The following is a 17,812-nucleotide window of genomic DNA, read 5'->3' on the forward strand; positions in this document are numbered from 1 at the left end:
TTAATCGTCGCCTTTGAGTTTTTTACGCTCGACGTACAGCGTGGCCGCTTCGCGAACGAAAGCGGCGCAAATCTTCGCCTGATAGCGGCTTTCGAGATCGTCGGCAATCGCCATCAGCTCTTCTTTGGTGGAACGATACGGACGAAGGGCGTTGTAGATTTCAAGAATGCGATCGTCCGGTACCGCGGTCAGTTCGGCGGCGCGTTCGAAGTTCATCGCCAGCCGGTCGCGGCCCGCGTCCCTGGCGATAGAAGCCTGTAAGCGCAGCGTTTCCGGGGTAATACGCATATCCTGGGCGGTAACGTTGTTGCTCAGCACGTTTTCCAGCGTAAAGTCGTCCAGCGTTTTATTGGTGGCGGTTTTCACCCATTCCGGGTGTTTGTTCGCCAGCGGGTAGTCGCTGACCTTTGCGCTACGGGACGCGCCGTCTGCCGCCGGAGCCGCCGTCGGCGCCTCGCCCTGCAGGCTGTTCATGCGGCTTAATACGTCGCGCACCATCGATTCAATTGCGTCGGTATTCATGGAGTTATCCTTTATCAAAGCGCCACGCGCAGTTCCTGCGGGTTTTTGCCCGTTACCACGTACTTGGTCTCTTTAATGTGCAAAATGGCCGATTTCGCCTGGTATTTTGGCCGCGCCATCTGGTCGTTCAGCGTCGGGACCGGCTGCGGCGATTCGCGTTTCGCATAGCGGGCGGCGTTTTTACCAATCTGGCGATAGGTTTCCAGGGTCAGCAGCGGCGCCTGGGGGAACAGCTCCAGGTTAGAGAGCGGCGGCAGCCCCTGCTGGTGAATCACCGTGGTGCCTTTTGACTGGATGCCGATAGAGATGCCGGAACCGCTCAGGCGATTGCCTTCAACGGCGACGAAGGCCACGTCGGAGGATTTAAAGCAGCGAATCACGCGCGCCTTAATGCCTTCTTCTTCAATACCGGCAATGACTTCGCGCAAAATGCTCTTATGCGGTATGCCGACGATATTGACGGTCTGCGCCAGGCCGAAAGCCGGGCCGACGGCGATAATCACTTCGTCCTGCTGGGTTCCCTGACGCGCTTCGCCCACTTCCGTCAGGAAGCCGTCGCCGGCGGGCGGCGTGGCCCGGGGCGCCGCGGAGGCCGCTGGCGCATTAAACGAGACGGGTTTATCGCTGCCCTTCATCTCGCTGAGCACTTCTTCAATTATCTGGCGCAGCAATTTTTCATTAATTTCCATTTCTCACCCCTTAATCAATCTCGTTGGGATCAAGAGCGCCAGGGATGTTTTTAATCTCTTCCCAGCGTTCGCCCTGCAGGCGATAGCCCGTTGCCGGACCGGCATAATCGTTAACGTCGTTGACGGCTGACAGCACCTGCCCGTCGCCGACGATAATCGCGGAGGTATGTAGGTAGTCCCCGGTCAGCTTGGCTTTCTGGATGTTGAGCATGTCCTGGGCCACGTCGGTGAAGCCGCCCTGCGCCAGCGCTTTCACTACTTCCAGGCCGTTGCGGTTTTTATTGATGATTTCCTGGGCGAACTTGATGTCTTCGACGATGTTGCGCTCCGGCATATCTTTCGAACCGTGGGCGTAGGTCGCGGCTTCCACTTCTTCATCGGTAATCGGCGGCAGCCCCATTCCGGCAAACACGGCCTGCAGCGCGCGGGCGGCTTTGTTACGGATGGCGATGACGTCCTCTTCGCGAACCGGACGCAGACCGCCGTCCACCTTCAGGTCGCGCTGGATGACGTTGTAGTCGTCAAAGTCTTCGGCATCTTCGTTGGAACCGGCGAACATGTTGTCGTAGTTCGGCACCGCGGAATAACCGGAAGAGATAAAGTCGGTCCCCGGCAGAAACTGCATCAGCAGGCGCGCGGTACGACGCATATCGGAGTGGGTGAAGGTCTGGTCGTTACTGGAGGCGCACTCCAGATCCAGCGACGAACAGATCAGGTTTTCCGCCAGCACCGCGCGAATGCCGGAAGGCACCGCAGACGGCACGCCGATGCAGCTAACGGAACCGTTTTGCAGGCCCTGTACGCCCGCGGCTTTGGTGATGTAGATGCAGCGCGCTTCCAGGTAAAGCATGGATTTGCCTTCGGCGTAGCCCATCTGCACTTCGGAGCCGGAGCCGGAGGTGAAGCGCATTTTCAGACCGCGAGAGGCGTAGGAGGAGGCTAAGAAACCCTTCGACCACGGCGTGTCGTCGCCGTCGGTAAAGACCGGTTCGGTACCGTAGACGGAGATGGTTTCGGCGTAGCAGGTGTGGCCCAGCATGCCGAGCTTCAGCTCGGTGGCTTCTTCCAGCGAGCACTGAGTCAGTACGCCCGGACGGCCTACCTGCGAGCCGACCAGCAGCGCGATGGCGTTGAACGGCGCGTAGCGCGCTACCGCAACGGTGGTTTCCTGTTCGTCAAATCCACGCCATGCGCCTTCGGCGGCGTCGGCGGCAATCTGTACCGGGTTATCTTTGACGTTGGTGACGTGCGCCTGCTGGGATGGGGTGCGGCGGGCGCGCATTTTCTGCATCGCCATCATCATCTCAACGACGTTCATATGCGAAACCACTTCGACAATTTTTGCCGGCGTCATCGCGGTGGTCAGCGGGACGATTTCGCTGCGTTTAACGTTCGGATCGCACAGCATGTTGGCCAGCTTAACCGAATCCATCGCCATCACTTCTTCGGCGCGATTCAGGTTAATGCCGTAGCGGGCGATAAAGTGGTCGATCAGGTCAAAATCGCTCACCGGTTTCCCGTCCAGCTCGGTCACCGCGCCGTTAACGATTTTTATCGACGGTTTCGGATCGTTCGGGCTTTCCATCGCGATAAAGCCTTCTTCGATCCACTCCTTAACGAAGCCGTCCTGATTCACAGGGCGTTTCGCCAGTGCTTCAAATCTTTTCGATCTCATGAATCAGCCTCGTGGGTATCAGATGTAGGACGGGCGATCGTTTTTCGGTTCAGAACCGAGGGTCGCAAGGACGGTTTTACCGATTTCGCGCGCGGAGGTGACTGCCTGGCGGACCGCGCCGGAGTCGCCGGAAATCACCAGGATGGCTTCGTTACTGAAGCTGGTGCCGTGCGCCGGAGAGCTATACGCCACGACTTCTACGTTGGCTGACTTCAGGGCGGTATCGGCCATCAGCACGCCAACGGAGGCCGGTGCGCCGACGATAATGCCGCAGGCGCGGCCAATCGGCGCGCCGAAGGCTTTTTCCAGGGCGTAGCTGGCGCGGGCGGTGTACTGCAGCTCGATATGTCCGGCTTCATTGCCGTAAACATCGCCGAAGGTGCGGTCGAGCTCTTTCAGCGCAACTTCAATCCCGCGCTTTACGTCGGAAACGTCGTTGCCGCCTAAAATAATCAGCGAACCGTGGCCTGCGCCGCCTTTGGTATCGCGCGGAAGCTCAATGCTGACCACTTCGGTGTTGGTGGCTTTCACCGCTTCGTCCGCCGCCATAATGTGCGGGCCTGCGCCGGTACGGGCGCCGAGAATGCCGATGGAGCGATAGCGCTTTTCAAGCTTCATCGCGTCCAGCAGGGCGGTATCGACGTTGGCGATAACCAGGCCCAGGGTGTCGCCAATGGCGGTCCCGACAAATTCCGTTAAACTGCAGCTTTTTTCTGCCATAGCCGTCTCTCGTATTGGATGGTTTTCAGTAGGGATGGCCTGCTGTTCCGGCGTTGCCACGCGGGCAATCACCTGAGCCATGATCTGTTCAACCAGCTCATTGCTGCTCATTGGCTAATTCCCTTCGGTAAGATTTTTTCTACATCGGTGTGAGGGCGTGGGATGACGTGTACGGCTTTCACTTCACCCACGTTACGTGCGGCGGCGGCACCCGCATCGGTGGCCGCTTTTACCGCGCCAACATCGCCGCGCACGATGACGGTTACCAGCCCGGAGCCAATTTTTTCATAGCCCACTAACATCACATTGGCTGACTTAACCATTGCATCAGCGGCCTCTATGGCTGCGGTTAAGCCTTTGGTTTCTACCATTCCTAGTGCTTCTTGTTGCATAAAGACCTCGCATGGAGTGTTCCGATAGTGGGGACTATAAGAAGATGCGAGGAAAAAGAATGGCTGACTTCAATGTGATGGTGAAAAAATAGTGGGTATTGGATAAGATAAAATTGTCGTTTATTTATTTAAGTATTTGATGTTATTTGTTGTTTTTATTTTCGCTGATGTGATTATCTTGTTTTGTATATTCCATATTTACAAATTTGTTCATGACGATTTTAATTTTATCTGCTATGCGCGAGAAACTGATTTGTGATGTTTGTTGGAAAACGATGAGTTGGTTTTAGCAATATTTTTGCATGCCATGGCGGTGGCATAATGGGGAAAGCCGCGCGTGAGCAATGCCATTCTGCGTTATTTAATGACAATAATTTGTTATTGATACCCGAATTTTCCGGAGGCTGCCGTCAGCAGGTTGCCAACAATTTGCGGACGGGAGTTCATATAGTGGTGCGCGTTGTACTCTACTGCCAGCAGGATGTTGGCTGGTCAGGACACGAACTCTGCTAAGAAGGTGTCATAATGAATGATTCGTTAAAAGCGCAATGTACCGCCGAGTTTTTGGGCACCGGGCTGTTTTTGTTTTTCGGCATCGGCTGCCTGAGCGCGTTAAAGGTGGCGGGCGCCAGCCTCGGACTGTGGGAGATATGCATTATCTGGGGGTTGGGGATCTCGCTTGCCGTGTATCTGACGTCGGGGATCTCCGGCGGGCATCTCAACCCGGCGGTGACCGTCGCGTTATGGCTGTTTGCCTGCTTTCCCGGCCGAAAAGTTTTCCCCTATATCGTTTCACAGGTTGCCGGCGCCTTTGGCGGCGCGGTGCTGGCCTATGTGCTGTACAGCACGATGTTCACCGAGTTTGAATCCGCCCACCATATCGCTCGCGGCAGCGTAGAGAGCCTGCAGCTGGCGAGTATTTTCAGCACCTACCCGGCGGCATCGCTGAGCATCTGGCATGCGGCGCTGGTTGAAGTGGTGATCACCTCCATGCTGATGGGGATGATTATGGCGCTGACCGACGACGGCAACGGCGTACCGAAAGGGCCGCTGGCTCCGCTGCTGATCGGCCTGCTGGTGGCGGTCATTGGCGCTTCAACCGGGCCGCTGACCGGCTTTGCGATGAATCCGGCGCGTGATTTTGGGCCGAAGCTGTTTACGTGGATGGTGGGTTGGGGCGATATCGCGATGACCGGCGGAAGGGATATTCCGTACTTTATTGTGCCGATTATTGCGCCACTGATCGGCGCCTGTCTCGGCGCGGCCATCTATCGTTATCTGATTGGTAATAATCTACCGTGTAATACCTGTAAATTAGAGGATTAAGGTCACGGCTGAAATAGCCAAAAATTTTCATGAACCGGTATCACGAACTCGCCAAAAACGTCTCCCACGGATGGGAGACTTTTGCTATCGTATTATTCTTTTATCGTTGGCGGCAATGGATGATGAAAGGAAGTAAATATTAAAGAAATGTTTTATTTATAACAAAAAATTAACTGAGAGGTTTTATCATGATTTCTGCGAGCACACTGAACTCAGAACTCATTAATAAAATCGCACAGGATTTTGCGCAGGCCACCAGTCTGGCGGTGGTGGTCGTCAATATTCATGGTGATGAAATATCTGAACTGTTTAACTTCACCCCTTTTTGCCAGCTGATGCGCCAGCATCCCCAGCACAGCACCCGCTGTCGAATGAGCGACCGCTGCGGCGGGCTTGAGGCGTCTAAAACCGATCAGCTCTGTATCTACCGCTGCCACGCCGGGTTAACCGATTTCTCCATTCCTCTGGTCATTGCCGGGCACCTTGTGGGCTTTGTGCTTTGCGGCCAGGTGCGCTTAAGCAACGATGTTGAACTGGTCGATATCCTCAACGTCGATGACCGCTGGCAGGCCGACCCTGAGCTGCTTAAAGCGTTTCGCGACGTGCCGGAAATGGACTACGCCAGAGTGATTGCTTCTGCTGATTTACTGAAGCTCATCGTCGAAAACTGCCTGAAAAAACAGCTCAACTTTGTGGTGATTAAAGATAATCCCCAGCAGCCGGAACCTGCGCGCGCCAGCCGCGTTGCCAGCCCTCATGACAGCAAAATGAAGAAGGCGCTGCGCTACATTGACGCCCATTTATCCGACGAGCTTCGCCTGGAAGACGTCGCCGCTCACGTTTATCTCAGCCCCTATTACTTCAGTAAGCTGTTCAAAAAATATCAGGGTATCGGCTTTAATGCCTGGGTGAACCATCAGCGGATGGTGAGCGCCAAAGAGCTGCTATGCCACAGCGACTGGAGCATCGCCAGCATTGCGCGGAATTTAGGATTTTCGCAAACCAGCTATTTTTGCAAAGTTTTTCGCCAGGCCTATCAGGTGACTCCGCAGGCCTATCGCCAGCAAATTAACGCCAGATCACAAACTGAGTCAGTTTAAATGACAATAATTTGTTATCGCCAGTTTTTGTTATACCCGCGTATCCTGCTCATTCTAAAATGAAAATATCTCATTCACAGCAATAAATTGTCATAGCGCAACAAAATAATAATGAGAGAACGATAAACTGCACCAGTTTTTATTTATTTGATGGGATAGAGTGATATCCGAAATGGCTTTCAGCGCGCCATCGGCGTAATGAAATAGCTTTGGTATTTAAAAATTAAGCACGACGGGAGCCATCCTGCTTCCGTAAGATGTTCCGGGAATCATTCGAGTGGGTTTCATCCCGCTCGAATCATGACGGACTAAACCGACAGGCGCCAGGGAAGGGGGTGTGAATCCCCCGCAGCCCCCGCTGCTGTGATGCTGACGAACCCATATTTAGCCACTGATCTGCTTAGCGGATTGGGAAGGATGGGGAAGGACGACGCTAAGCCAGAAGACCTGCCTGTCGGTAATAATCAACAACTTCGGTGGGAAGTGGGTTGCTCAGATGCGTACAGTCGAAAGACTGGGAATGCACGCAGCCCTACCACCCGGCACAGGATCGGGGTATGGCAGCCAGGCAGCACGCATTCATTCTTGCAGGAACCGGCAGCGGTTGTGGTAAAACTACGGTCACGCTTGGCCTGCTCAGCCTGTTGAAGCAGCGCGGCATGCGGGTTCAGCCCTGCAAAGTCGGCCCGGACTACCTCGACACCGGCTGGCACACCGCCGTCAGCGGCGTCGCTTCCCGCAACCTCGACAGCTTTATGCTCCCGGAACCGGTGCTTAACGCGCTATTTTGCGAACAGATGCAGCGGGCGGATATCGCGGTCATTGAGGGCGTGATGGGGCTGTATGACGGCTTCGGTACCGACCCTGGCTACTGCAGCACCGCCGCGATGGCTAAACAGCTCGGCTGTCCGGTCATTTTGCTGGTAGATGGCAAAGCGGTTTCCACCTCCATCGCCGCCACGGTGATGGGATTTCAACACTTCGACCCCAGTCTTAACATTGCCGGCGTTATCGTCAATCGCGTCAACAGCGAATCCCATTATCAGCTTCTCAAAGGCGCCATTGAACGCTATTGCGGGCTGCCGGTGCTCGGCTACGTACCGCGAGTGGAAGGGGTGGCGTTACCCGAACGCCATCTGGGGCTGGTTACCGCTCGCGAGTCGCTGGTTAACCAGCAGCCGTGGCGCGATTTTGCCCACACGCTGGCGCGAACCCTGGATATTGAACGGCTTCTTACCCTCAGCCAGCTCTCCATTCTGCCCACCGGGGAGTGGCCGGCGCTGCCGTCCCCTGATGCTGGCGCGGGCCTGACGCTGGCGCTGGCCGACGACGAGGCCTTCAACTTTTACTACCCGGATAACCTCTCGCTGCTTGAACGCTGCGGAGTGAATATCGTGCGCTTCAGCCCACTGCGCGATAGCGAGCTGCCACCGTGCCAGATGATTTGGCTCGGCGGCGGCTATCCGGAAATTCATGCTGCCGCGCTGGCGGCCAATACGCCGATGCTGGCGCAGCTGCGGGAGGCGCACCGGCGCGGGGTGGCGATTTACGCCGAGTGCGGCGGTCTGATGTATCTCGGCAGCTCCCTGGAAGACGCCAGCGGCGACATCTACCCGATGGCCAACCTGATCCCCGGCCACAGCAAGATGGGTAAACGGCTTACCCGCTTTGGCTACTGCGAGGCGCGGGCGATGCGGCAAACGCTGCTGGCGGCGCCCGGCGAAACCCTGCGCGGACATGAATTTCACTACTCGGATTTTACTCCCGAGTCCCCGGCGGTTCTGGCCTGCCGCAAGGTCCGCGACGGTATGACCCTTCAGCAGTGGTCCGGCGGCTGGCAGGTGGGCAACACGTTCGCCAGCTATCTGCACCTGCACTTTGCGCAGCGCCCCACCATGCTCAACCACTGGCTGGCTGCGGCAAGGAGCTCGCTATGACGCTGCTGGCATGGGGCGTTGCCTGGCTCCTCGATTTTATCATCGGCGATCCGCAGAGCTGGCCGCATCCGGTGCGCTGGATTGGCAGCCTGATCGCCGCCGTTCAGCGCGGCGTGCGCCGCTATTGCCGTAGCGATGTCGCCCTGCGCGTCGGCGGCGGGGTGATGTGGATAGTTGTGGTCGGACTAACGTGGAGCGTCTGCTGGGGCGTGCTGACGCTGGCGCAGAGGATTCATCCGTGGCTTGGCTGGCTGGTTGAGGTCTGGATGATTTTCACCGTGCTGGCCGGACGCTGCCTGGCGCAGTCGGCGCGGGACGTCGAGCGCCCGCTGCGCGCGGGGGATCTGGCGGAAAGCCGCGTCAAACTCTCATGGATTGTCGGCCGCGACACGACGCAGCTTGCGCCGCAGCAGATTAATCGCGCGGTTGTTGAGACGGTGGCGGAAAACACCGTTGACGGGATTATCGCGCCGCTCTTCTTCCTGCTGCTCGGCGGCGCGCCGCTGGCGATGGCCTATAAAGCGGTCAACACCCTGGATTCGATGGTCGGCTATAAGCACGAAAAATACCGCGCCATCGGCATGGTTAGCGCCCGCCTTGATGATGTCGCCAACTTTATCCCCGCTCGCCTGAGCTGGCTGCTTATCAGCCTCGCCGCTTTCCTCTGCGGTGAAGTGGGCGGCCGCGCGCTGCGCATCGGCTGGCGCGACCGCTACAACCACAGCAGCCCGAACTGCGGATGGTCGGAGGCCGCCGTCGCCGGGGCGCTCGGCATCCGGCTTGGCGGCCCTAACGATTACTTTGGTCAGCGCGTGGAGAAGCCGTGGATTGGCGAGGCGACGCGCGACGTTTCCGTAGACGATATTTCCCGAACGATTCGACTGATGTGGGTGTCTTCGACCCTGGCGCTGGCGCTGTTTATGGCGATCCGGTTCTGGCTGGTCGGCGCAGCCTGAGGACAAATGAATGCACTATATCCAGCAACCGCAGGCGATTGAGGCGAAAAGCTTCGACATTATTGGCGACATTATTGCGCAGACCCGCCCGGACTACCGCTTTGCCAGCCCGCTACACGAAGCCATTATAAAGCGGGTGATCCACACCACCGCCGATTTTGACTGGCTGGATATCCTGTGGTTTTCTCCCGACGTGCTTCCTCGCTTAAGCGCCGCCCTGAGCCAGCCCTGCACGCTTTATACCGATACCACCATGGCCCTTTCCGGGATCAATAAAACTCTGTTGGCGAAATTCGGCGGCGAGTGCCGCTGCTATATCAGCGATCCGCGCGTGGTGGCGGAGGCCAAAGCGCAGGGGATGACCCGCTCGATGGCGGCGGTCGATATTGCGGTTGCCGAAGAGGGCGAGAAGGTGTTTGTTTTCGGCAATGCGCCCACCGCGCTGTTTCGTCTGCTGGAGCATGATGTCGCGGTCAACGGCGTGATTGGCGTGCCGGTCGGCTTCGTCGGCGCGGCGGAGTCGAAAGACGCCCTGACGCAGAGCGGCCTGCCGGGCATTGCCGCGCTGGGTCGTAAAGGCGGCAGCAACGTCGCCGCCGCTATCGTCAACGCAATTCTGTACCACTTACAGGGGGCGAGATGAGCGAGCAATCCTTCGACGCCCCGGTGTGGCACAACGGCAAGGCGCTGCGCAAAGGGTATACCACCGGATCCTGCGCAACGGCGGCGGCAAAGGTCGCGGCGCTGATGGTGATGCGCCAGCACCTCATTCATCAGATCTCCATCGTGACTCCTTCCGGCGTCACCCTGTGTCTTAACGTCGAATCGCCGCACGTCGAAGGGCAGCAGGCGATCGCCGCGATTCGTAAAGACGGCGGCGATGACGTTGACGCTACACACGGGATGCTGATTTTCGCCCGCGTGACGCTCGACGACTCCGGCGAGATAACCCTGCGCGGCGGCGAAGGTATCGGCACCATCACCCGTAAAGGAATCGGCCTGCCTATCGGCAGCCCGGCGATAAACCGCACCCCGCGCCACACCATTGAGTCGGCGGTGCGCGAAGCGATAGGCCCGTCGCGCGGGGCGACGGTAGAGATTTTCGCCCCGGAGGGCGAGGAGCGGGCGCAGAAAACCTATAACTCGCGGCTGGGGATCCTGGGTGGTATCTCGATTATCGGCACCACCGGTATCGTGACGCCGATGTCGGAAGAGAGCTGGAAGCGTTCGCTGTCGCTGGAGCTGGAAATTAAGCGCGCGGCGGGGCTGGAGCGGGTGGTGCTGGTGCCGGGCAACCACGGTGAACGCTTCGTCCGCGAGCAGATGGGCATCGACTCGCAGGTGGTGGTCACCATGAGCAACTTCGTCGGCTACATGATTGAAGAGGCCGTCCGCCTCGGGTTCCGTCAGATTGTGCTGATTGGCCATCCCGGCAAGCTGATTAAAGTCGCCGCCGGGATCTTCCATACCCACAGCCATATCGCCGATGCGCGCATGGAAACGCTGGTCGCGCATCTGGCGCTGTTGGGGGCGCCGCTGGCGCTGCTGCAACTGGTGAGCGAATGCGATACCACCGAAGCGGCGATGGAGCACATTGACGCGTACGGTTTTCAGCCTATCTATAACCATCTTGCTGAACGCATCTGCCTGCGGGTGATGCAGATGCTGCGTTTTACCAAAACGCCGCCCGTCTGCGACGCCATCATGTTCTCCTTTGATAACAAGGTCCTCGGCAGCAATCGCCCGGTGGCCGAGATTGCGCGGGAGATGTCATGTTAACGGTGGTTGGCATGGGGCCGTCAGGACTGCATTTGATGACGCCGGCGGCGCAAGATGCGGTCGCCAGTGCGGATGCGCTGGTAGGCGGTAAGCGGCATTTGCAGCAGTTCCCCGGATTTCGCGGCGAACGGTTTGCGCTGGGCGCCAATATTGCCGAACTGCTGGTCTGGCTCGGCGAACGCGCAGCGCAGAAGGTGGTGGTGCTGGCCTCAGGCGACCCGCTCTTTTACGGGATCGGCACGCGGCTGATAGCCCACTTTGGCATCGATCGCGTGCGCATTATTCCCGGCATCAGCGCGGTGCAGTATCTCTGCGCGAAGGCCGGTATCGATATGAACGATATCTGGCTGACCAGCAGCCACGGGCGAGACGTCTGTTTTGATGAGCTGGCGCGTCAGCGCAAGGTGGCGATGGTGACCGACGGGCGCTGCGGGCCGCGGGAAATCGCCGCCCAGCTGGCGGCGCGGGGTAAAGGGTATCGCTGGATGGTGATTGGCGAAAATCTGGCGATGGATAACGAGCGGATCCACTGGCTACCGGTCAGTGAGGTCGATGCCGAATATGAGATGAACGCGGTGGTGATCCTCGATGAAAGATGAGCTTTTTCTGCGCGGCGAGAAGGTGCCGATGACCAAAGAAGCGGTTCGCGCACTGGCGCTGGCCAAACTTGAACTGCACCGGGCAAGCCACCTGATTGATATCGGCGCCGGTACCGGCAGCGTGTCGATTGAGGCGGCTCTGCAGTATCCCTCTTTGCAGGTAACCGCCATCGAACGCAATCCTGCAGCCCTGCAGCTGCTGGACGAAAACCGCCAGCATTTCACCTGCGGCAATATTGAGATCCAGCCCGGCGAAGCGCCGATGGTGATGACCGAGCGGGCCGACGCCATTTTTATGGGCGGCAGCGGCGGCCGTCTCGACGAACTGATTGACTGGTCGTGGCAGCAGCTCTATCCCGGCGGCCGTCTGGTGATGACTTTTATCCTGCAGGAGAACCTGAACGCGGCTCTCGACTATCTGCAGCAGCGGGGGATTACACAGATTGATTGCCTGCAGCTGAACGTCTCATCGCTGACCGCGCTGGGCAGCGGCCACTATTTCAAACCGAATAATCCCGTTTTTGTTATCGCCTGTCAGAAGGAAGAAAACCATGGCTGAGACATTTGACCCCCGTAGTGTGTGGTTCGTTGGCGCAGGGCCGGGCGACCGTGAGCTAATTACTCTCAAGGGCTACCGCTTGCTGCAGCAGGCCCAGGTGGTGATCTACGCCGGGTCGCTGATAAACACCGAGCTGCTGGAGTATTGTCCGCCCGGCGCCGAGTGTCACGACAGCGCCGAACTGCATCTGGAGCAAATTCTCGACCTGATGGAAGCCGGCGTTAAGGCCGGGAAAACGGTAGTGCGTTTACAGACCGGGGACGTGTCGCTGTATGGCTCGGTCCGCGAGCAGGGTGAAGAGCTGACCAAACGCGGTATCGACTGGCAGGTGGTGCCGGGCGTCAGCGCGTTTCTGGGCGCGGCGGCGGAGCTGGGCGTCGAGTACACCGTGCCGGAAGTCTCCCAGAGCCTGATCATCACCCGCCTTGAAGGGCGCACGCCGGTGCCGGCGCGCGAGCAGCTTGAATCATTTGCCAGCCACCAGACTTCAATGGCGATTTACCTTTCCGTGCAGCGCATTCACCGGGTAGCGGAGCGCCTGATTGAAGGCGGCTATCCGGCAACCACGCCGGTGGCGGTGATCTATAAAGCGACCTGGCCGGAAAGCCAGACCGTACGCGGTACGCTGGCGGATATCGGCGACAAGGTACGCGAGGCGGGGATCCGCAAAACGGCGCTCATTCTGGTCGGGAATTTCCTGGGCTCTGAGTATCACTACTCAAAACTCTACGCGGCGGACTTTAGCCATGAATACCGTAAAGCCTGAATCAATCGCACTTTTCTGCCTGACGCCAGGGGGCGTTCGGCTGGCGAAACGGCTGGCGACGATGCTGCCGTTAACCTGCTTTACCAGCGAGAAGCTGCTGGAAGAGGGTTTTCTCCCCTTTGAAAACGGTTTTGCCAGCGCCGCGCGGGAGGCCTTCAGCAGCTATTCGGCGCTGATTTTCATCGGCGCCACCGGGATCGCGGTACGCGTGCTGGCCCCGCTGGTCAATGATAAGTTCAGCGATCCGGCGGTGGTGGTGATCGACGAACGCGGCCAGCACGTCATTAGCCTGCTTTCCGGCCATGCGGGGGGCGCGAATGCCCTCAGCCGCTATCTGGCCGGGATGCTCGGCGCCGACCCGGTGATCACCACCGCCACCGACGTCAACGAGTTGGCGGCCCTGGATACCCTGGCATTCCAGCTTAATGCCCGGATGAGCGACTTCCGCGCGGCGGTGAAAACCGTCAACCAGATGCTGGTCAGCCATCAGCGCGTCGGTCTGTGGTGGGACGAAGAGCTGGATGAAGACGTCCGCCACTGCGACCGGCGGGGGTTTATCACCGTGGCCGATCTGCACCAGCTTCCCGAGCTGGATGCGCTGGTCTGCGTCACGCTGCGCAACGAACTGCCGCCGATCGTCGTGCCGCACTGGAAGCTGGTGCCGCAGCGGGTGGTCGCCGGAATTGGCTGCCGCCGCGATACGCCATTCCCGCTATTAGCGGCGCTGCTGGCGCGCCAGCTTGAGGCGCAGCGCCTGGATCCGCTGGCGCTGAAAGCTATCGGCAGCGTCACGTTGAAGAAGCACGAGCAGGGGCTGATTCAGCTGGCTTCCTGCTGTCGCGTACCGTTCGAAACCTTTCCCGCTGATGCCCTGCGCGAGCATGAGCATCACTTTCCCGCTTCATCGTTCGTCAGAAAAACCGTCGGCGTGGGGAGCGTATCCGGTCCGGCGGCCTGGCTGCTGAGCCATGGGCAACTGTTAGGCGAAACCCTGCGCGAACAGGGCGTCACTATTACTTTGGGAGTTTCACACTGATGTTAAGCGTAATCGGAATCGGCCCTGGCTCGCAGTCCATGATGACCATGGAGGCCATTGAAGCGCTGCAGGCGGCGGAAATCGTCGTTGGTTATAAGACCTACACGCACCTGGTGAAAGCCTTTACCGGCGATAAGCAGGTGATCAAAACCGGAATGTGCAAAGAGATTGAGCGCTGCCAGGCGGCGATTGAGCTGGCGCAGGCCGGGCATAACGTGGCGCTGATCAGCAGCGGCGATGCCGGTATTTACGGCATGGCCGGACTGGTGCTTGAACTGGTCAGCAAGCAGAAGCTGGATGTGGAAGTCCGCCTGATCCCGGGGATGACCGCCAGCATTGCCGCCGCCTCGCTGCTGGGCGCGCCGCTGATGCACGACTTCTGCCATATCAGCCTCAGCGACCTGCTGACCCCGTGGCCGGTGATTGAAAAACGCATTGTCGCCGCCGGGGAAGCCGACTTCGTGATCTGTTTTTACAATCCGCGCAGCCGCGGCCGCGAGGGCCATCTGGCGCGCGCCTTTGAGCTGCTGTCGGCCAGTAAAAGCGCGCAGACCCCGGTGGGGGTCGTGAAATCCGCCGGACGTAAAAAACAGGAGAAATGGCTGACCACCCTGGGGGAGATGGATTTTGCACCGGTCGATATGACCAGCCTGGTGATCGTCGGCAACAAAGCGACGTATATCCAGGATGGCCTGATGATCACGCCGCGAGGCTACGTGCTGTGAGCCACGGCGAGGTGCTGGTGATGGGCGGAACCAGCGACGCGAGGGCGCTGTGTCAGCAGCTTGACGCGGCGCAGGTCCCCTACACCCTGTCGGTGGCGACGCCCACCGGTCAGCAGCTGGCGGGGGATATTCGCGGCCAGGTGCGCTGCGGTCGCCTCGAGCTGGAGGAGATGATCGCCTGGCTGAAGGCTAACCGGACCCGCTGGGTGATCGATGCTTCGCACCCCTACGCCGAAGCGGTAAGCCGCAATATCGTCCGGGCCTGTGAAACCGCCGGCGTGCTGCTGAGCCGCTATCAGCGCCCAGAGCAGCTGAGCGGCCTGACGCATCCGCTGCTCTATACCGTGGAGAGCATTGAACAGGCCTGCGAGGTCGCCCGGCGCTTCGGCCAGCGCGTGCTGCTCACCACCGGAAGTAAAGATCTGGCGCGCTGGCGGGCGGGATTAGGTGACAAAACGCTGCTGGCCCGGGTGTTGCCGGTCGCCGATGTCATCGCCCAATGCGCCGCGCTGGGGTTTGGCGTTGGCGAGATTTTCGCCCTGTGCGGGCCGTTCAGCGCCGAATTCAACGCCGCTTTCTACCGCCAGTGCCGGGCCGATGTGGTGATCACCAAAGCCTCCGGCGCCGAAGGCGGCTATCAGGAAAAAGTACAACCCTGTCTGGATGCCGGTATCCCCTGCATCGTGATTACGCGCCCGGCGCCGCTGGTGACGGGTGAAGAGTTACTGGAAAGTCAGGCTGCCTTTGCCCGGCGCTTAGCGCGCTGGCTGGCCGCTGCTTAAGGAGTCCGAAATGAAAAAAGCGCTTCTGGTGGTCAGTTTTGGCACCAGCTATCCCGACACCTGTGAAAAGAATATCGTCGCCTGCGAGCGCGAGCTGGCGGCCAGCTGCCCGGACCGCGACACCTTTCGCGCCTTCACCTCCGGGATGATTATCCGCAAGCTCAAGCAGCGCGACGGTATCGAAATTGATACGCCGCTGCAGGCATTGCAGAAGCTGGCCGAGCAGGGCTACCAGGATGTGGCGATTCAGTCGCTGCACATTATCAACGGCGATGAGTATGAAAAGATCGTCCGCGAAGTGCAAAGCCTGCGCCCGCTGTTCCTCCGCCTGACGCTGGGGGCGCCGCTGCTGAGCAGCCATCACGATTATGTCCAGCTGATGCAGGCGCTGCGCCAGCAGATGCCGCCGCTTGCCGCCGATGAAACGGTGGTCTTTATGGGCCACGGCGCCAGCCATCACGCTTTCGCCGCCTACGCCTGTCTGGATCATATGATGACGGCGAAGGGGTTTCCGGCGCGGGTCGGCGCGGTCGAGAGCTATCCGGAAGTCGATATTCTTATCGATAGCCTGCGCCAGCAGGGGGTGAAGGGCGTGCACCTGATGCCGCTGATGCTGGTGGCCGGCGATCACGCCATTAACGATATGGCCTCGGACGAAGAGGACTCCTGGAAAACGCTGTTCAACGCCGCCGGTATCACGGCGACGCCCTGGCTGAACGGGCTGGGAGAGAATCCGGCGGTGCGCGCAATGTTCGTCGCTCACCTGCAGCAGGCGCTGAGCCTGGCAATGGAGGAGGCGGCATGAGCGGTAAACTATATGCCTTAAGTACCGGCCCTGGCGCCGCCGACCTGATCACCGTGCGCGCGGCGCGGGTGCTGGGCACGCTGGACATTCTCTACGCGCCCGCCGGACGTAAAGGCGGCGACAGCCTCGCGCTCTCCATCGTGCGCGAGTATATCGGCGAACGGACCGAAGTACGCTGCTGCCATTTCCCGATGAGCGCCGACAGCGCGGAAAAAGAGGCGGTGTGGGATGAGGTTGCCGCGGCGCTGGTTCAGGAAGTGGAAGCGGGCAAGCAGGTCGGCTTTATTACCCTCGGCGACGCCATGCTGTTCAGCACCTGGGTGTTCTTACTCCAGCGTATCGGCTGCCCGGAGTGGCTGGAGATTGTTCCCGGCGTCACCTCTTTTGCCGCCATTGCCGCGCGTTCAAAAACGCCGCTGGCCATGGAGCAGCAATCGCTGGCGGTGATCTCCTGCACCGCGCCGGAAACGGAAATCGAGCAGGCGCTGCGCCAGCATGAAAGCCTGGTGCTGATGAAAGTGTACGGGCGGTTTCCCCGCATCAAAGCGCTGCTGGCGAAAAACGGTCTGCTGGATGCCGCGCTGATGATGTCTGAAGCCACGCTGCCGGGCGAGCAGTGCTGGCGCCATCTCAATGACGTCAGCGACGACCAGCCGCTGCCCTATTTCTCGACCATTCTGGTCAATAAACAGTGGGAGTATGCAGAATGAAACGTGAACAACAGCTAAAACAGCTGTCTTTCAGCGGGTTAGCTGCGGCGCTATTGCTGATAGTGGTTCCCGAAAAGGCTTTCGCGATGCACATCATGGAGGGTTTTTTACCGCCGATGTGGGCCCTGGCATGGTGGCTGCTGTTTTTACCCTGCCTGTGGTACGGGCTGGTGCGCCTGCGCTGCATTGTGCAGGAAGATAACAATCAGAAGGTGCTGCTGGCGCTGTGCGGGGCGTTTATTTTTGTCCTCTCGGCGCTGAAAATTCCTTCCGTCACCGGCAGCTGTTCCCACCCGACCGGCGTCGGCCTGGCGGTGATTCTCTTCGGGCCTGGCGTGGTGGCGATCCTTGGCGCCATCGTGCTGCTGTTCCAGGCGCTGCTGCTGGCGCACGGTGGGCTGACGACGCTCGGCGCGAACGGCATGTCGATGGCGGTCATCGGGCCGGTGGTCGGCTATATGGTGTGGAAAATGGCCTGCCGCGCGGGCATTCGCCGCGACGTCGGGGTGTTTCTCTGCGCGATGCTGGCGGATCTGGTGACCTACTTTGTCACCTCCGTACAGCTCGGCGTGGCCTTCCCGGATCCCGCCGCCGGCGCGAGCGGATCGATCGTCAAGTTTATGGGGATCTTCTGCCTGACGCAGATCCCGATCGCCATTGCTGAAGGGCTGTTAACCGTCATGATCTACGACCAGTTGACCAAACGTCAGCTGATTACCGCACAGGGGCATTAA

Annotated in this window: 20 protein-coding genes and 1 riboswitch; of the genes, 15 read left to right on the forward strand and 5 right to left on the reverse strand. The window is 59.2% G+C overall.

Annotated features, from left to right (window positions below; genetic code table 11):
* The 5 genes from pduE to pduA are packed head-to-tail and all read right to left on the reverse strand — an operon-like array spanning position 1 to position 3,998.
* Positions 1 to 522: a propanediol dehydratase small subunit PduE gene (pduE, locus tag ABLX76_RS03500; RefSeq protein WP_101977743.1), complete on the reverse strand. Its 522-nt coding sequence runs from the start codon at positions 520 to 522 to the stop codon at positions 1 to 3.
* 14 nt (positions 523 to 536) lie between these two features.
* Entirely contained in the window at positions 537 to 1,211 is a 675-nt protein-coding gene (pduD, locus tag ABLX76_RS03505) for a propanediol dehydratase medium subunit PduD (RefSeq protein WP_087775366.1), read from the reverse strand.
* Positions 1,212 to 1,221: 10 nt separating this feature from the next.
* Positions 1,222 to 2,886: a propanediol dehydratase large subunit PduC gene (gene pduC / locus ABLX76_RS03510; RefSeq protein ID WP_004105132.1), complete on the reverse strand. Its 1,665-nt coding sequence runs from the start codon at positions 2,884 to 2,886 to the stop codon at positions 1,222 to 1,224.
* Between the two features lie 18 nt (positions 2,887 to 2,904).
* On the reverse strand, positions 2,905 to 3,717 hold the full coding sequence (gene pduB / locus ABLX76_RS03515) for a propanediol utilization microcompartment protein PduB (protein WP_004105122.1): 813 nt from the start codon (positions 3,715 to 3,717) through the stop codon (positions 2,905 to 2,907).
* Positions 3,714 to 3,998: a propanediol utilization microcompartment protein PduA gene (gene pduA / locus ABLX76_RS03520; RefSeq protein ID WP_001183618.1), complete on the reverse strand. Its 285-nt coding sequence runs from the start codon at positions 3,996 to 3,998 to the stop codon at positions 3,714 to 3,716. The genes pduB and pduA overlap by 4 nt, the downstream gene beginning before the upstream one ends.
* Before the next feature lie 525 nt (positions 3,999 to 4,523).
* Between pduA and pduF the strand changes: the two genes are divergently transcribed.
* From pduF to cbiM, 15 genes are all read left to right on the forward strand, one after another.
* Entirely contained in the window at positions 4,524 to 5,324 is an 801-nt protein-coding gene (gene pduF, locus ABLX76_RS03525) for a propanediol diffusion facilitator PduF (protein ID WP_101977744.1), read from the forward strand.
* Between the two features lie 188 nt (positions 5,325 to 5,512).
* The gene (gene pocR, locus ABLX76_RS03530) at positions 5,513 to 6,424 is read left to right on the forward strand and encodes a regulatory protein PocR (protein WP_023290877.1); all 912 of its coding nucleotides are present in this window, start codon (positions 5,513 to 5,515) and stop codon (positions 6,422 to 6,424) included.
* A gap of 301 nt (positions 6,425 to 6,725) precedes the next feature.
* A riboswitch (cobalamin riboswitch) is annotated at positions 6,726 to 6,894 on the forward strand.
* A gap of 87 nt (positions 6,895 to 6,981) precedes the next feature.
* Positions 6,982 to 8,361 carry a cobyrinate a,c-diamide synthase gene (locus ABLX76_RS03535; RefSeq protein ID WP_101977745.1) on the forward strand — a complete coding sequence of 460 codons (1,380 nt, stop codon included), beginning with the start codon at positions 6,982 to 6,984 and terminating at the stop codon, positions 8,359 to 8,361.
* Positions 8,358 to 9,317, forward strand: a complete 960-nt coding sequence (cbiB, locus tag ABLX76_RS03540; RefSeq protein WP_262962488.1) for an adenosylcobinamide-phosphate synthase CbiB — start codon at positions 8,358 to 8,360, stop codon at positions 9,315 to 9,317. Before ABLX76_RS03535 ends, cbiB begins: the two co-directional genes overlap by 4 nt.
* A 10-nt stretch (positions 9,318 to 9,327) precedes the next feature.
* Complete coding sequence (locus ABLX76_RS03545) at positions 9,328 to 9,960, forward strand: cobalt-precorrin-8 methylmutase (RefSeq protein ID WP_004105109.1); 633 nt, start codon at positions 9,328 to 9,330, stop codon at positions 9,958 to 9,960.
* Positions 9,957 to 11,096 (forward strand): cobalt-precorrin-5B (C(1))-methyltransferase CbiD, encoded by a 1,140-nt coding sequence (gene cbiD / locus ABLX76_RS03550; protein ID WP_047720718.1) that lies wholly within the window; start codon positions 9,957 to 9,959, stop codon positions 11,094 to 11,096. Before ABLX76_RS03545 ends, cbiD begins: the two co-directional genes overlap by 4 nt.
* The gene (locus tag ABLX76_RS03555; protein WP_004114996.1) at positions 11,090 to 11,695 is read left to right on the forward strand and encodes a cobalt-precorrin-7 (C(5))-methyltransferase; all 606 of its coding nucleotides are present in this window, start codon (positions 11,090 to 11,092) and stop codon (positions 11,693 to 11,695) included. The genes cbiD and ABLX76_RS03555 overlap by 7 nt, the downstream gene beginning before the upstream one ends.
* Positions 11,685 to 12,254 (forward strand): decarboxylating cobalt-precorrin-6B (C(15))-methyltransferase, encoded by a 570-nt coding sequence (locus ABLX76_RS03560; protein ID WP_086075068.1) that lies wholly within the window; start codon positions 11,685 to 11,687, stop codon positions 12,252 to 12,254. Before ABLX76_RS03555 ends, ABLX76_RS03560 begins: the two co-directional genes overlap by 11 nt.
* Positions 12,247 to 13,020, forward strand: a complete 774-nt coding sequence (locus ABLX76_RS03565) for a cobalt-precorrin-4 methyltransferase (RefSeq protein ID WP_004114994.1) — start codon at positions 12,247 to 12,249, stop codon at positions 13,018 to 13,020. The genes ABLX76_RS03560 and ABLX76_RS03565 overlap by 8 nt, the downstream gene beginning before the upstream one ends.
* Complete coding sequence (gene cbiG / locus ABLX76_RS03570; RefSeq protein ID WP_348873997.1) at positions 13,001 to 14,056, forward strand: cobalt-precorrin 5A hydrolase; 1,056 nt, start codon at positions 13,001 to 13,003, stop codon at positions 14,054 to 14,056. Before ABLX76_RS03565 ends, cbiG begins: the two co-directional genes overlap by 20 nt.
* Positions 14,056 to 14,781, forward strand: coding sequence for a precorrin-3B C(17)-methyltransferase (locus ABLX76_RS03575; protein ID WP_004105101.1), 726 nt, complete (start codon positions 14,056 to 14,058; stop codon positions 14,779 to 14,781). Before cbiG ends, ABLX76_RS03575 begins: the two co-directional genes overlap by 1 nt.
* Positions 14,778 to 15,563, forward strand: coding sequence for a cobalt-precorrin-6A reductase (locus ABLX76_RS03580; protein WP_023290870.1), 786 nt, complete (start codon positions 14,778 to 14,780; stop codon positions 15,561 to 15,563). Before ABLX76_RS03575 ends, ABLX76_RS03580 begins: the two co-directional genes overlap by 4 nt.
* Before the next feature lie 10 nt (positions 15,564 to 15,573).
* A complete protein-coding gene (locus ABLX76_RS03585; protein ID WP_064157656.1) occupies positions 15,574 to 16,368 on the forward strand; it encodes a sirohydrochlorin cobaltochelatase in 795 nt (264 codons plus the stop codon).
* Entirely contained in the window at positions 16,365 to 17,078 is a 714-nt protein-coding gene (locus tag ABLX76_RS03590; protein ID WP_004105097.1) for a cobalt-factor II C(20)-methyltransferase, read from the forward strand. Before ABLX76_RS03585 ends, ABLX76_RS03590 begins: the two co-directional genes overlap by 4 nt.
* Entirely contained in the window at positions 17,075 to 17,812 is a 738-nt protein-coding gene (gene cbiM / locus ABLX76_RS03595) for a cobalt ECF transporter S component CbiM (RefSeq protein ID WP_348873999.1), read from the forward strand. The genes ABLX76_RS03590 and cbiM overlap by 4 nt, the downstream gene beginning before the upstream one ends.

Source organism: Klebsiella sp. JB_Kp004 (assembly GCF_040065795.1).
Classification (GTDB): Bacteria; Pseudomonadota; Gammaproteobacteria; order Enterobacterales; family Enterobacteriaceae; genus Klebsiella; species Klebsiella quasipneumoniae.

What these genes read in the sequence shown, in the direction of transcription:
- pocR (WP_023290877.1), top strand. Translation starts at nt 5,513, where the DNA reads ATGATTTCTGCGAGCACACTGAACTCAGAACTCATTAATAAAATCGCA.
- pduE (WP_101977743.1), bottom strand. Translation starts at nt 522, where the DNA reads ATGAATACCGACGCAATTGAATCGATGGTGCGCGACGTATTAAGCCGC.
- cbiG (WP_348873997.1), top strand. Translation starts at nt 13,001, where the DNA reads ATGAATACCGTAAAGCCTGAATCAATCGCACTTTTCTGCCTGACGCCA.
- ABLX76_RS03585 (WP_064157656.1), top strand. Translation starts at nt 15,574, where the DNA reads ATGAAAAAAGCGCTTCTGGTGGTCAGTTTTGGCACCAGCTATCCCGAC.
- ABLX76_RS03560 (WP_086075068.1), top strand. Translation starts at nt 11,685, where the DNA reads ATGAAAGATGAGCTTTTTCTGCGCGGCGAGAAGGTGCCGATGACCAAA.
- ABLX76_RS03575 (WP_004105101.1), top strand. Translation starts at nt 14,056, where the DNA reads ATGTTAAGCGTAATCGGAATCGGCCCTGGCTCGCAGTCCATGATGACC.
- ABLX76_RS03555 (WP_004114996.1), top strand. Translation starts at nt 11,090, where the DNA reads ATGTTAACGGTGGTTGGCATGGGGCCGTCAGGACTGCATTTGATGACG.
- cbiM (WP_348873999.1), top strand. Translation starts at nt 17,075, where the DNA reads ATGAAACGTGAACAACAGCTAAAACAGCTGTCTTTCAGCGGGTTAGCT.
- pduF (WP_101977744.1), top strand. Translation starts at nt 4,524, where the DNA reads ATGAATGATTCGTTAAAAGCGCAATGTACCGCCGAGTTTTTGGGCACC.
- cbiB (WP_262962488.1), top strand. Translation starts at nt 8,358, where the DNA reads ATGACGCTGCTGGCATGGGGCGTTGCCTGGCTCCTCGATTTTATCATC.
- ABLX76_RS03535 (WP_101977745.1), top strand. Translation starts at nt 6,982, where the DNA reads ATGGCAGCCAGGCAGCACGCATTCATTCTTGCAGGAACCGGCAGCGGT.
- cbiD (WP_047720718.1), top strand. Translation starts at nt 9,957, where the DNA reads ATGAGCGAGCAATCCTTCGACGCCCCGGTGTGGCACAACGGCAAGGCG.
- pduB (WP_004105122.1), bottom strand. Translation starts at nt 3,717, where the DNA reads ATGAGCAGCAATGAGCTGGTTGAACAGATCATGGCTCAGGTGATTGCC.
- pduC (WP_004105132.1), bottom strand. Translation starts at nt 2,886, where the DNA reads ATGAGATCGAAAAGATTTGAAGCACTGGCGAAACGCCCTGTGAATCAG.
- pduD (WP_087775366.1), bottom strand. Translation starts at nt 1,211, where the DNA reads ATGGAAATTAATGAAAAATTGCTGCGCCAGATAATTGAAGAAGTGCTC.
- ABLX76_RS03590 (WP_004105097.1), top strand. Translation starts at nt 16,365, where the DNA reads ATGAGCGGTAAACTATATGCCTTAAGTACCGGCCCTGGCGCCGCCGAC.
- ABLX76_RS03545 (WP_004105109.1), top strand. Translation starts at nt 9,328, where the DNA reads ATGCACTATATCCAGCAACCGCAGGCGATTGAGGCGAAAAGCTTCGAC.
- pduA (WP_001183618.1), bottom strand. Translation starts at nt 3,998, where the DNA reads ATGCAACAAGAAGCACTAGGAATGGTAGAAACCAAAGGCTTAACCGCA.
- ABLX76_RS03565 (WP_004114994.1), top strand. Translation starts at nt 12,247, where the DNA reads ATGGCTGAGACATTTGACCCCCGTAGTGTGTGGTTCGTTGGCGCAGGG.